We start from the raw sequence: 12,203 nt of genomic DNA on the forward strand, positions 1-12,203 counted from the left end.
GACCGTGGATCACGCGTTTCTGCTGCGTGCTGCGGCGGACGGCAACCGAACGGCGTTCGAATCGCTCTACGCTTGCGGAACGATTCGCAAACCATTCCCGAGGCGAACAACGTGCCGTCGTCGACCGGGCGAACGTTGCCCGGTCCGCCACTCGCCGAAGGCCGGCGGCTCACCCGAAGGCCGACGGCGGCGGTGCCGGGGACGGTCTGGCGCCGGCGTCGCTCACCGGGGACGCGCCGCCGGTGAAGTCGGCGAGAGCGCGCCCGTGTTCGACGCGTCCGGGGTGCGGGTCGGTCGCGACCCGGCGGGTCAGTTCCGCGATCTTCGGCGGCAGGTCCGAGGCGAGCAGCACCGCGTTGCCGAAGCGGCGGCCGCGCCACACGGTCGGGTCGGCGGCGAGGGCCAGTTCGGGGAAGACCGTGGCCGCCGTGGCGATCTGGCCGCGCAGATGGGTCAGCGGCGGCCCGTCCGCGAGGTTGGCCACGTAACTCCCGCCGGGTTTCAGGACGCGGCGGACCTCGGCGAGGAACTCGGTGCTGGTGAGGTGCGCGGGGGTACGGGCCCCGCTGAAGACATCGGCGATGACGAGGTCGGCCCAGCCGTCCTGGATCTTGCCGAGCCCGGCGCGGGCATCCGTGGCGCGGACCCGGATCCTGGCCTGGGGGTCCAACGGCAGTTCGCGGCGGACCAGTTGGACGAGCGCGGCGTCCACCTCGACGATCTGCTGGGTGGAGCGGGGCCGGGTCGCGGCGATGTAGCGGGCGAGGGTGAACGCGCCGCCGCCGAGGTGCACCACGTGCAGGGGTTGCCCGGGCGGTGCGACGAGGTCGGCGATGTGGCCGATCCTGCGCTGGTACTCGAAGGACAGATACGTCGGGTCGTCGAGGTCCACATGGGACTGCGGGGCACCGTCGAGCGTCAGCGTCCAGGCGTGCGGGCGCTCCCGGTCGGGCACCAGCTCGGCGAGACCGCCGTCCACCGGTTCGGCGAGAGGCTCCGCCCGACGCCCGGATGCTCCGCGCCCGGCCGTACGTTCGACCCTTCCGTCGGTCTTGCGGTCGGACCGTTTACGGGCGCCCGCGCCTGCGCCCGACGCTCCTCGACGTGCCACTGCTGCTCGTGCCTGCTCACTGCTCATCGCTCCGGACCGGTACGGAACCGGCCGCGCCGGGGAATCCCGGCCACCGGCCCATTATGAGCGCGCGGGCGAGGGGGCCGTGGTCAGCTGCAGTTGTCGGCCGCCTCGATCAGTCGGGCCGCCTGGTCGAGAGCGGCCCGCAGCACGGCCGGGTCGGTGACCGGGGCGTCGTCCTCGGGCGGCAGCAGCCAGCCGCTGCCGGTGACCGGCGGCTCGGCGGGGATGCGGAGCCCGCGGCCGTCGGTCTGCGTACAGGCACTGCCCGGTACGTCCCAGGCCTCGGCGGTCCCCGGGGGCACCAGGAAGCCGAGGGTGTCGCAGGCGCCGTCGTGCAGGACCGGGCCGACGGCCTCCTGGTCGGCGCCGCGGCGCAGGATGTCCACGGCTTCCAGTCCCTGGCGGGCCGGGACGGTCACCAGGTCGCAGGGTTCGGTGCCGTGGTCCGCCGGGGGCGCGGTGGGCGCCGGTGCGCCCGTCGCGGCCTGGGTCGTCGCAGTCGTGCGCGAGCCGGTCTCCGTGCCGAGATGCAACAAGGGACCTCTCCTCTCATCGCCGGGCGGAGCCGGATTCCGTCTCCGCATGGACAACGCGCCGACTGCGTCAAGGGCTACGGTGCCACGCCGCCGCAAAGGATGGCAGTTCATGGCGGATCGCGGGCGAGATGCCCCCTTTTGCCGGAAAACGCTGCGTGTGTGGCTGGTCACAGCGGGTACGTTCTTGCTCCGCCGGGACACCGGAAGCAGGAACCCAGGCTGCAGAAGAGAGGGCCTATCCCATGGTGTCGACAGGGGCAGTTCCCAACCTCGCCTTCCGGCGGCTGCGCGGATCGCGTTCCGCCGGCGAGTTCGCTGCAGCGGTGCGCAGATCCGCCCGCGAGATCGGCGAACAGGTCGCGTGCGACGCCCGGTACATCGGACGCGTGGAGTCCGGCGAGATCCGCTGTCCCAACTACGCGTACGAGCGGGTCTTCCTGCACATGTTCCCCGGGACGACCCTGGCGGACCTGGGCTTCTCGCCGCGCGAAACCGTACGCGGCCGGGCGGCGCGGGCCACTGCCGAAACTCCACCGCCCCCTGCGCTCCACAGCGATACCCACGAGGAGAGCGACGTGCTGCGTCGCGTATTCATGACGAGCGGCACCACCGCGATGGCGGCCGCGACCCTGGGACTCGGCCTCGGCGGCACATCCGCCGCTGCCGCCACCCGGCCCGACCCACGCAGGGTCGGCGATGCCGAGGTGAGTGCCGTCGAGAAGGCCGTGCGGCAGATCCGGCTGCTCGACGACCGGCACGGCGGTGACGGCCTGTACCGCAGGGCGTCCCAGCCACTGCGGGCGGCATACGCGCTGCTCGACTCCGGGACCGCCACCAAGCGGTCCACCGCCGACCGGCTGCATGCCGGGGCCGGCGAACTGGCCATCTCGGTGGGCTGGCTGGCCCACGACTCGGGCCGGTTCGAGGACGCCCGCTCGCACTACGCGGAGGCGCTCGCCACGGCGCGCGTGGCGGGTGACGCGGGGCTGGAGGCGCACGCGTTCTGCAATACGTCGTTCCTGGCCAGGGACACGGGGCGGCCCCGCGAGTCCGTACGCGCGGCCGAGGCCGGGCAGCGAGTGGCGCAGCCGCTGGGTTCGCCGCGGCTGCTGGCGCTGCTCGCACTGCGGGAGGCGGGGGGCCGGGCGGGGCTCGGGGACCGTACGGGCTGTGAACGGGCGATCGGCCGGGCGCACACCGCATTCGGGTGCGGGCCGTCCGACGCCGACCCGGAGTGGATGACGTTCTTCCGGGAGGCGGAGCTGGAGATGCTGGAGGCGCAGTGCTGGTCGACACTGGGCGACTGGTCGCGGGCGGCCCGCCACGCGCTGCGGGCGACGCGGCTCCAGGATCCGCACTTCACCCGGAATCTGGCGCTGTACCGGGCCGAGCTGACCTGGGACCTCGCCCGGGCGGGCCGGGCCCCGGAGGCGGCGACGGCGGGCCACCAGGTCCTGGACCTGCTGGACCGGGTCCAGTCGTCCCGTATCCGGGCGATGCTGGCGGGCGCCGCGACGGTGCTGGCGCCGCAGCGGGGCGTGGCGGAGGTACGGGGTTTCCTGGAGCGGCACGGCGAGGCCGCGGGGGCGTAGCGGGGTACGGGAAGGCTCTGGCGGCGACCTGGCCGTACGACCGGTCCCGTCCTCAAAAAACGCCGGCCCCGTCCTCGAACGCCGGGCGGGCCCGCATGCGTGGCGGAACGCCGGGCGGGCCCGCATACGTGGCGCGGGCCGACGGGTCTACCGCTCCAGGTGGCCCGTGTCGTTCCAGCGTTCTATCGCGGGCGCCCCGTACGCCCACCCCAGCACCGACAGCGACGTCGGGTCGAGCCGGATGCGCGCCGCGAACGACACGTCCTCGCCGAGCCACCGCGCGCCCAGCGCCCGCAGGATGTGGCCGTGGGCGAAGACCAGGACGTCGCGGTCGGCCGAGCGGGCCCAGTCGACGATCTCGTCGGCTCGGGCGGACAGTTCGGCCAGGGTCTCCCCCTCCGGCACCCCGTCACGCCAGATGAACCAGTCGGGGCGGATCGCCTTGATCTGGGCCGGAGTCATCCCCTCGTACGCCCCGTAGTCCCACTCCAGCAGCGCGTCCCACGGCTCGGCCCGGTCCGCGAATCCCGCGATGTCGCAGGTCTCCTTGGCCCGCAGCAGCGGACTCGTGCGGACTTCGAGGCCCGGCAGGTCCGTCCACGGCCTGCGGTGCAGCCGCTCACCGAGGAGCTTGGCGCCCTCCCGGCCGGTGTCGAGCAGCGGGATGTCCGTCCTGCCGGTGTGGTTGCCCTTGACGGACCATTCCGTCCGACCGTGCCGGGCGAGCAGGATACGCGGTGCCATGACGGCTTCTCCCTGAACTGAGATCTGAGACCGGAGATCGAAAACAGGAAACAGATCGTCCGGTTTTCCCATCATCGCGCACGGGTCCGGGAGGCAACCTCCGGGGCCGGACCGGCGTCCCTCCCTGCGCGGAGAAATCCGTACACACGCGGGGGATCCGACCGGGACCCCCGGGGGGAATCGCGGCCGACCCGCACCGTACGGTTGAACGCCCGCCGTCGGTCGCATGAACACATGATGGAGAGCTTCCGCATGCAGCTTGCCAGCACCGCGCCTGTGGCGTGCCCGCGGCCCCGTTGGTGGACCGAGCTGCCGCTGCTGGCGCTCGTGTACGGAGCCTACTCGGCGGGCCGGCTGGTCGTGCGCGGCGATGTGTCCACGGCCGTCGACCACGGTCTGAGCATCCTGCACCTGGAGCAGATACTCCACATCAACTTCGAGCACCCGCTCAACCGGCTGCTGACCGCCCACTCCTCGATAGGCATACCCGCCGACTTCGCGTACGCCTCCCTGCACTACCTGGTCACCCCGGCCGTCCTGATCTGGCTCTTCCGCCGCCGCCAGGCCCTGTACCGCACGGCCCGCACCTGGTTGATGACCTCCACACTGCTCGGCCTGATCGGCTTCACGCTGATGCCGACCTGCCCGCCCCGCCTGCTGCACGCCAGTCACGGCTTCGTCGACACGATGGCGCAGTACAGCTCGTACGGGTGGTGGGGCACCGAGGCGAGTGCCCCGCGCGGCATGGGCGGAATGACGAACCAGTACGCGGCGATGCCGAGCCTGCACGTCGGCTGGGCGCTCTGGTGCGGAATCCTGCTGTGGCGGCACGGCCGGCACCCGCTCGTCCGCGCCGCGGGCATCGCGTACCCCCTCGTCACCACGTTCGTGGTGATGGGCACGGCGAACCACTACTTCCTCGATGCGGTCGCGGGCGCCGCCGTGATGGGCGCCGGAGCCCTGCTCACCCGGCCGGTGCTGCGTCTCGCCGACCAGGTCAGGGACCGGCTCGGAGCCCGCTTCCCGCGGTTCGCCGCAGGCGCGAAGTCCCCGGTTGTCAGTGCCGGATGCGAGACTTCGGCGGGTGAGCGAATCCCTGGCCAGCGGACCACCTCCGCAGACCCCACCGATGCCCCGGCACCGGTCGACGCAGACGCCTCGGCCGGCCGCGCACCCCGGGCCGATGCCACTGCCTCCGCAGGAGCGGGACGAGCGGGGGGCGACGCTCCGGCAGCGGCTCGCTGAGCTGCGCGGCCCGGCCGTCGCCCCGCGTCCGCTCGACGCCCGCGCGCTGGCCGCCCTCGCCGCCAATCCGGGCTGCCGGCGCCGCGCCCTGCTGGACGGCGCCGGGGTGGACAAGGCCGCGCTGGCCACGGCGCTCGGTTCGCCCGCCCCGTTCGGCCAGTCGCAGTTCGCTCTCGTCCGGGGCAACGCCTTCGAGGCCAAGGTCAAGGCCGACGGCGGTACGGAGCTGATGCGGCTGCTGTACGAGCACCTCGGCGGTGCCGCCGATGAGCCGCGCGGGGTCCTGGTGCCCGATCTCACGGCGGCCGGTCCCGAGGGCCGCGCCGCGCGCACGGCGCTCGCGCTGCGGGAGGCGACCGAGGCGGGCGGCTGGGCGCTGCTGGACCACCCGATGCTGGCCCTGGAGGTGGCGGGCTCCCCCGCCTATCTCGAGCCGGACGCGGTGGCGGTGCACCCCGACGGCACGTGGACGGTCGTCGAGATCAAGTCCTTCCCCATGATCGACGGTTCGGCCGACGCGGCGAAGGTCGGTGCGGCGGCCCGGCAGTCCGCCGTCTACGTCCTGGCACTGGAGCGGATCGCGGAGCTCACGGAGGGTGCGGAGGTCGGACACCGGGTGCTGCTGGTCTGCCCGAAGGACTTCTCCAATCTGCCCGCCGCCTCCGTCGTGGACGTACGCAAGCAGCGTGCGGTCACCCGGCGGCAGCTGACCAGGCTGGCCCGGGTCGAGGACATCGCGGCGGCGCTGCCCGGGGGCACCACCTTCGATCCGGGGTGCCCCCGGGAGCAGCTCGACGCCGCGGTCGAGTCGGTCGGCGCGGCGTACGCCCCGGAGTGCCTGGCGGCGTGCGAACTGGCCTTCCACTGTCGGGCGAAGGCCCGGGCGGCGGGTGCGGTGGAGGCGCTGGGGCGCAGTGTGCGCGGTGAGCTCGGCGGGCTGACGACCGTGGATGCGGTGCTGGCCGCAGCCGCGGGCAAGGTGGGCGACCCGGCGGATCCGACGGTCGCGGCGCTGCGACGGGCGGCGGCGCTGCGCGCCGAGGCTCTGGCGGGTGGTGCGGCATGTCGCTGATCAGCACCCTGGCCCGGCTGGAGGCCGTGGAGAGCGGCCGGGCGCAGCCGATGGCGACGGTCCTGCACCGCCGTCTCACCGACCGGCCGCTCGTCGTCGTACCGCTGACCACCGCCGGTGAGGCGGGTGCGCCGCTGGGGGCGCTCGTCGGGACGGACCGGGAGGCGCCCCGGCTGCTGGCGGTGTCGCAGCCGCGCGACCGGGATCTGCGGTTCGCGTTCCTCGCGGAGCTGGCCGAGGCGGTGCTGCCGCACATCGAGGCGTACGAGGATGTCGTCGAGCCCGCCGAGCGCAACGAGACCGATCCGACGACCGGCAAGAAGGTCAAGGTCGAGGTCGAACTGTGCGCGGACGCACCTCAGTTGATCGTGCCGAGCCGGGCCGGCATCGACTTCGTACGGCTGCTCGGCCGGTCCATGCGGTTCCGCCGCACCGCACAGGACGATCCCGACACCCCGTACCCCGCCCCGGCCCGTGTCCCGCTGCTGGGCCGCTGGCTGACGCACTACGGGGAGCGGGCCAGGGTGCCGGGCTCCTCGCTGCTGCTCGCCGCGACGGATCTGCTGAACCGGCACTGGGCGACCGGGCAGAGCAGCCTGGAGGATCAGCATCTGGGCGCGCTGCTTGCCTGGATCGACGCCCCGGCGGGCGAATCCGGGGCGTCGGCGGCGCTCCGCGCGGAGCTGGACCGGGACGGCGCGGGCCAGCTGGTGTGCCCGCCGGCCGGTCCGGCGACCGATCCGGCGTTCGACAACCGGCTGTTGGCGCCCGCCATCGAGAAGTACGACCGGGCGCGCACCTCGCTCGCCGCGGCCGAGGACGGCCTGGCGGCTGATGCCCGGCTTGCCGAACTGACCGGCGCCGAGCGGGAGATCAGGGCGCTGCTGGCCGCCGTGACCCGGCCGACCTGGGACGCGGTGTGGCGGGGGCTCGATCTGCTGAGGGAGCTGCCAGAAGGGGCCCGGGCCGAGGACCGGTGGACCAGGGACCGCTGGTCGTTCACCGGTCACCGGGACCGGGTGCGCTCCGGTGAGCCGCCGCAGCCGCGCCGGGACGACGCGGTGACGGCGGCGCAGAAGCTGGCCTCGCGCGAGACGGCGCAGGCGCAGCTGGAGGCTCAGGAGGCGTTGGACGATCCGCTGGTCCTGGCCGGGCGGCGGCTGGCCGGTGAGGCGTTCGTCGGCGAGGTGGCGGACGTGGTGATGGCGTACAGCGAGTCCAAGCGCCCGTCCCCCCGCCCGCTGGTCACCGTCCGCACGGACGAGCGCCCGCATCTCGGGGAACGCGCCAAGGTGTACCGCTCATTGGACGGCAGGCCGCAGACCGCCGAGTTCGTCCGGTACGCCGAGGAGTCGGCGGACGGCGGCGCGCCCGCGCTGGTACTGCGGATCACCGACCGGATGGGCCGGAGCAAGGAACCGGCCCCGGGTTCGGTGCCGGAGCCGGGCGACCGGATCTCCTGGACCCTGTTCGAGCACGACCAGCGCGGCGGTCCGAAGCTGCCGGACCCGGAGGAGACGCCGTGGACCCATGGCGGACCGCCGGGCGCGGCCGGTGAGCGCGCCGAGCATCCCGATCCCGTGACCGCGGAGGACCTTCTGTGACGGCCGTATGCGACCCGGGCGCCCAGGCCGCGCGGGCGACCGACGCGATCCTCGCCGACACCCTGAACGGTACGTCGCGCGGCATCGTGGTGGACTCCCCGCCGGGCGCGGGCAAGTCGACGCTCGTGGTGCGCGCGGCGCTCGAACTCGCGGCGGCCGGGCACCCGTTGATGGTGATCGCGCAGACCAACGCCCAGGTCGACGACCTGGTGGTGCGGCTGGCCGAGAAGGACCCGGGGCTGCCGGTCGGCCGCTTGCACAGCAATGACTCCGACCCGTACGACAAGGTGCTGGACGGTCTGGCCAACGTACGGAAGTCGGCGAAGGCGTCGGATCTCGCCGGGCTCGACGTCGTCATCTCGACGGCCGCGAAGTGGGCGCACGTGAAGAACGTCGAGCCGTGGGGCCACGCGATCGTCGACGAGGCGTATCAAATGCGTTCGGACGCGTTGCTGGCCGTCGCGGGCCTCTTCGAGCGGGCGTTGTTCGTCGGTGATCCGGGCCAGTTGGACCCGTTCTCGATCGTCGGCGCGGACCAGTGGGCGGGGCTGTCGTACGACCCGTCCGCGAGCGCGGTTTCCACGCTGCTCGCGCACAACCCCCGGCTGCCGCAGCACCGGCTGCCGGTGTCGTGGCGGCTGCCCGCGTCGGCCGCGCCGCTCGTCTCGGACGCGTTCTATCCGTACACCCCGTTCCGCAGCGGTACGGACCACGGCGACCGGCGGCTGTCGTTCGGCGCCCGGTCCGACGGCTCGGCGCCGGACCGGGTGCTGGACGAGGCCGCGGAGTCCGGCTGGGGTCTGCTGGAGCTCCCGGCCCGGCACACCCCGCGCACCGACCCGGAGGCGGTGCGGGCGGTGGCCCTGGTCGTCCGCCGGCTGCTCGACCGGGGCTGCGCGGCGACGAGCGAACGCTCCCCCGATCCGGTCCCGGTGACGGCGGACCGGGTCGCGGTCGGCACCGCCCATCGCGACCAGGCGGCGGCGGTACGGGCGGCGCTCGCCGAGCTGGGCGTGACGGGCGTGGCGGTGGACACGGCGAACCGGCTCCAGGGCCGCGAGTTCGATGTGACGGTGGTCCTGCACCCGCTGTCCGGCCGCCCGGACGCCACCGCGTTCCATCTGGAGACGGGCCGGCTGTGCGTACTGGCCTCGCGCCACCGGCACGCGTGCATCGTGGTGTGCCGGGCGGGCGTCGCGGAACTGCTGGACGAGCACCCGTCGACGGAGCCGGTGCAGCTGGGGGTCACGGTGAAGTTCCCGGACGGCTGGGAGGCGAACCACGCGGTGCTGGCGCATCTGGCCGAGCACCGGGTGCGATGGGGGGTGTGACGGCGCCCGATCACTGAACGCCGGACAGCCCCCTTGCGCGGCGTTGGACAATGGAGGGTGGCCGTCGGGCCCACCGAAGGAGGAAACATCACATGGCACAACCCGAGCGGAACGAGCAGCAGCGGCTGCGCCCCGCGCCCCTGCTCTTCGAGCCGTCGGCGGCGGTCGCCGATCCCGAGCACTTCTTCGATCTGGAGTCGATGGAGGATCCGAGGGAACTGCTGGCCCGCGCCACCGAGCTCACCCTGGCGTTCCGTGCCGCGACGGACCGCGCGGTCGAGTTCCAGGCCATCGCGGCCGCCCAGCTCGCCGATCCGCGCCGGTTCGACCGGCTGACGACCGCGGACATCGCGCAGCGTGCGGAGTGGACCGAGGACTACGCCAAGAAGATGGTCGAGTTCGGCCGGGGTCTGCTGGGCGGGTCCGCGCCCTGACGGCCGTACCGGCCTCGCCACGAGCACCGTGCCGGACCCACCACGACCACCGTCCCGGCCTCCGCCGTAGCCGCCGCCGGGTCCGTCGTCCCGCCTCCAGGTACCACCAGTGGCATATGCCCGAGCGCAAGGTACTCCTCCCCACCCCGGCCTGTCCCGATTTCCGGCAACTCTCGGAATCCACTTGATCACTCCCGGTAGACATGGGCGCATGAGTGCATGGCTGCCAGACGAAACGACCCTGCATCACGGCGACGACCCCCACTGCGGCGCCGACCTCTTCGCTCTCCTGCGGGACCGGGCCGCGAACCAGACGGCTCAGGTCACGGCGGCCGGTGCCGCCTGGCTCGCCGGCGCCTCGGCCTATCCGCGCAGCACGCTGGCGCAGTGGGAGGCCCACCCCTCCTCGCCCGGGGTGCTGCCGTGCGGTTCGGCCTTCGACGTGGTGAACGTGCCCACCCTCTTCGGCCGCCGGATGCTGGAGCACCTGTGGGCCGACGGCCCCGGCTCCGGCCCCGTCGCCACGCACCGCGGGCGGATGATGCTCTTCGCCTCCCCCGGTACCGCCCAGCGGCTGCCGTCGCTGCTCGACTGGGAGGAGTGGGGCAGCGGCCTCGAACCGCCGGCCGGGACGGACCCGCGGGGGCGGGACGGCGACGGCGCGAGGGTTCCGCCGCTGCTCTGCCACGGCCCCGGGGATGCGGTGACCGTCCCCGCGCTGACCTGCACGTCCGCCACCCCCGGGCCCCGCTGGGTGGTGGCGCCCGACACCCGTAGCCCCTGGCTGCCGGGCCCGGACGTACTGCTCTGGGCCTGTGTGCGGGTGACCAGGTCGACTTCCTCGTCGGCGGCCCGGAATTCGATTTTTCCTCCCGCCGATCAGGGTGCTAATGTCTACGACGTCAGCAGGCGCCGCTAGCTCAGTTGGTTAGAGCAGCTGACTCTTAATCAGCGGGTCCGGGGTTCGAGTCCCTGGCGGCGCACAGACGGAAGAAGCTCCCTCGTGAAAGCGAGGGGGCTTCTTCGTGCTCGCGTCTTCGTGTCACGCGCCACATGTCAGGCGTCGTCCCGTCCGTGGTCGCGGCAGGGCCGCCCGCGTTCTACGTGCCCGTCGTGATCCGGACCGTCCAGGCGCCCGACGGCGTCCGGTCGGCGACCTCGATCCTGGCGTGCGCGCCGGGGATGCTGAACGTCTCGCCGACCCGCATCGGAGCATCCGCGAGCGGCGCGTACACGGACCGGTCCCAGCAGGCGTCGGTGGTGGGGTGGGTGTCGATGACCTGGACGGGGCCGCCGCCGGACGGGGTTCCGTTGCGCACCCGGTAGAGCAGGACGCCCTCGGCGCAGGTCGTCCGGTCGTTGCCGGTGGCGCTGCGGGCCTCGATGGCCACGGCGCTGCCCTCGCCGGTCCTGATCACCGCGAGCCGGGTGCCGATGGAGGCGCCGGGCGCGGGCACGGCGGCCATCGGCTCCAGGGTGATGTCCCGGCTGCGCTGGACGCAGACCACCTGCCTGCGGTCCAGCCAGCCCAGCTTCCACTTGTGCCAGCCGAAGAGTTCCGGCGCGAGGCCGAACTGGCTGCCCATCACGTCCCAGTCGCCGACGTAGGTGTCCCAGTCGCCCTTGCCGTCGGACGGCCGGTGGTAGAGGTCCGGCAGGTCGAAGACGTGCCCGGTCTCGTGGGCCAGCACGTTGTGGTCCGGCGGGTGCTGCTCGAAGACGGTGACGACGCGCCGGATGTCCGCGCCGTCGGCGCGCACCGGCCGGTCGAAGTTGACGACCTTGGTGGCGTCGGAGTCGACCCCCGGGGCGTCCGGATCGGCGACCAGGTAGACGATGTCGAACCGGGAGAAATCGACCTTCGGGTCGGCCGCGGCGATGGCGTCGCGCAGATAGGCGCTGCGCCGCTCGCTGTTCCAGTCCCGCTGTATTCCGTACCAGACAGAGGCCTTGGGCATCTGGATCCACTGCCGCAGCGGGTGCGGGCGCAGGGTGAATTTTCCGTACGAGGCCCGCTGGAAGAACTGGGTGGTGGCGGGGAAGTAGTCGGCGGTGAGCTCCTTGGGGGTGGCACCGGGGTGGTGGTCCGGGAAGGAGAGGAAGATCATGACCGCGTCGAGGGAGTGGACGGGGCGGGGGTAGGCGTCGTTCCACTCGTCCACCCCGAGCGAGTGGTGGACCTCGGTACGGGGCAGCGCGCACGGACCCGCTTCGCCGGTGGCGGCCACCGCGGGCCCGGCGACGAGGGAGGTGGCGGCGAGCGCCATCAGGGAGGTCGCCGCGGCAGCCGCTCTGCGCAGTCTCGGCCTCTCGCCCCCCCCGGTTCTGTGCAGACGCGGCACAACTACCTCCGGGTGCGAGCTGCGGTCACCCACTCACCCTGTGATGATTGGAGGCTTTCGTCCTGTTGAGCTGCCCCAGTCGAGTCAGCGGCCCTCCGGAGCGCCAACCCTCACGGACAGTCACAATCAATCACGCGAAGGTCGCGAGAGAACGGAAACGCTCGGAAA

General features: G+C 73.1%; 11 protein-coding genes and 1 tRNA gene. 8 read left to right on the top strand and 4 right to left on the bottom strand.

All coding sequences use genetic code 11. From position 1 onward, the window contains the following. Positions 1-169: 169 nt before the first annotated feature. Positions 170-1,111: a spermidine synthase gene (locus OG306_RS13035; protein ID WP_266746346.1), complete on the bottom strand. Its 942-nt coding sequence runs from the start codon at positions 1,109-1,111 to the stop codon at positions 170-172. Between the two features lie 110 nt (positions 1,112-1,221). Beyond that, positions 1,222-1,671 (bottom strand): hypothetical protein, encoded by a 450-nt coding sequence (locus tag OG306_RS13040; RefSeq protein ID WP_266746347.1) that lies wholly within the window; start codon positions 1,669-1,671, stop codon positions 1,222-1,224. A gap of 242 nt (positions 1,672-1,913) precedes the next feature. Between OG306_RS13040 and OG306_RS13045 the strand changes: the two genes are divergently transcribed. Continuing rightward, positions 1,914-3,263, top strand: a complete 1,350-nt coding sequence (locus tag OG306_RS13045; protein ID WP_266746348.1) for a tetratricopeptide repeat protein — start codon at positions 1,914-1,916, stop codon at positions 3,261-3,263. Between the two features lie 147 nt (positions 3,264-3,410). On the opposite strand, the gene OG306_RS13050 is transcribed toward OG306_RS13045, so the two are convergent. Beyond that, a complete protein-coding gene (locus OG306_RS13050) occupies positions 3,411-4,007 on the bottom strand; it encodes a histidine phosphatase family protein (protein ID WP_266746349.1) in 597 nt (198 codons plus the stop codon). A 252-nt stretch (positions 4,008-4,259) separates the two neighbouring features. On the opposite strand from OG306_RS13050, the gene OG306_RS13055 reads away from it, so the two are divergent. The 7 genes from OG306_RS13055 to OG306_RS13085 all read left to right on the top strand — a co-directional run bounded on the left by OG306_RS13055 (position 4,260) and on the right by OG306_RS13085 (position 10,676). Continuing rightward, positions 4,260-5,252 (top strand): phosphatase PAP2 family protein, encoded by a 993-nt coding sequence (locus tag OG306_RS13055; RefSeq protein ID WP_371665314.1) that lies wholly within the window; start codon positions 4,260-4,262, stop codon positions 5,250-5,252. After that, positions 5,137-6,324: a hypothetical protein gene (locus tag OG306_RS13060; protein ID WP_266746350.1), complete on the top strand. Its 1,188-nt coding sequence runs from the start codon at positions 5,137-5,139 to the stop codon at positions 6,322-6,324. The genes OG306_RS13055 and OG306_RS13060 overlap by 116 nt, the downstream gene beginning before the upstream one ends. Then, complete coding sequence (locus tag OG306_RS13065) at positions 6,315-7,928, top strand: hypothetical protein (protein ID WP_371665315.1); 1,614 nt, start codon at positions 6,315-6,317, stop codon at positions 7,926-7,928. Before OG306_RS13060 ends, OG306_RS13065 begins: the two co-directional genes overlap by 10 nt. Continuing rightward, positions 7,925-9,259 carry an AAA domain-containing protein gene (locus OG306_RS13070; RefSeq protein ID WP_266746352.1) on the top strand — a complete coding sequence of 445 codons (1,335 nt, stop codon included), beginning with the start codon at positions 7,925-7,927 and terminating at the stop codon, positions 9,257-9,259. Before OG306_RS13065 ends, OG306_RS13070 begins: the two co-directional genes overlap by 4 nt. 92 nt (positions 9,260-9,351) lie before the next feature. Then, positions 9,352-9,693 (top strand): hypothetical protein, encoded by a 342-nt coding sequence (locus OG306_RS13075; protein ID WP_266746353.1) that lies wholly within the window; start codon positions 9,352-9,354, stop codon positions 9,691-9,693. Between the two features lie 211 nt (positions 9,694-9,904). Further along, positions 9,905-10,612, top strand: coding sequence for a bifunctional DNA primase/polymerase (locus tag OG306_RS13080; protein WP_266746354.1), 708 nt, complete (start codon positions 9,905-9,907; stop codon positions 10,610-10,612). Next, positions 10,603-10,676: transfer RNA gene (locus tag OG306_RS13085), tRNA-Lys, on the top strand. The genes OG306_RS13080 and OG306_RS13085 overlap by 10 nt, the downstream gene beginning before the upstream one ends. 117 nt (positions 10,677-10,793) lie before the next feature. On the opposite strand, the gene OG306_RS13090 is transcribed toward OG306_RS13085, so the two are convergent. After that, positions 10,794-11,960, bottom strand: coding sequence for a M6 family metalloprotease domain-containing protein (locus OG306_RS13090; protein ID WP_266746355.1), 1,167 nt, complete (start codon positions 11,958-11,960; stop codon positions 10,794-10,796). Positions 11,961-12,203: the final 243 nt, after the last annotated feature.

It is taken from the genome of Streptomyces sp. NBC_01241 (assembly GCF_041435435.1).
Taxonomy (GTDB): Bacteria; Actinomycetota; Actinomycetes; order Streptomycetales; family Streptomycetaceae; genus Streptomyces.

Excerpts from the sequence above, each read along its gene's own strand:
- OG306_RS13045 (WP_266746348.1), top strand. The coding sequence starts at position 1,914 with ATGGTGTCGACAGGGGCAGTTCCCAACCTCGCCTTCCGGCGGCTGCGC.
- OG306_RS13050 (WP_266746349.1), bottom strand. The coding sequence starts at position 4,007 with ATGGCACCGCGTATCCTGCTCGCCCGGCACGGTCGGACGGAATGGTCC.
- OG306_RS13055 (WP_371665314.1), top strand. The coding sequence starts at position 4,260 with ATGCAGCTTGCCAGCACCGCGCCTGTGGCGTGCCCGCGGCCCCGTTGG.
- OG306_RS13060 (WP_266746350.1), top strand. The coding sequence starts at position 5,137 with ATGCCCCGGCACCGGTCGACGCAGACGCCTCGGCCGGCCGCGCACCCC.
- OG306_RS13065 (WP_371665315.1), top strand. The coding sequence starts at position 6,315 with ATGTCGCTGATCAGCACCCTGGCCCGGCTGGAGGCCGTGGAGAGCGGC.
- OG306_RS13075 (WP_266746353.1), top strand. The coding sequence starts at position 9,352 with ATGGCACAACCCGAGCGGAACGAGCAGCAGCGGCTGCGCCCCGCGCCC.
- OG306_RS13080 (WP_266746354.1), top strand. The coding sequence starts at position 9,905 with ATGAGTGCATGGCTGCCAGACGAAACGACCCTGCATCACGGCGACGAC.
- OG306_RS13090 (WP_266746355.1), bottom strand. The coding sequence starts at position 11,960 with ATGGCGCTCGCCGCCACCTCCCTCGTCGCCGGGCCCGCGGTGGCCGCC.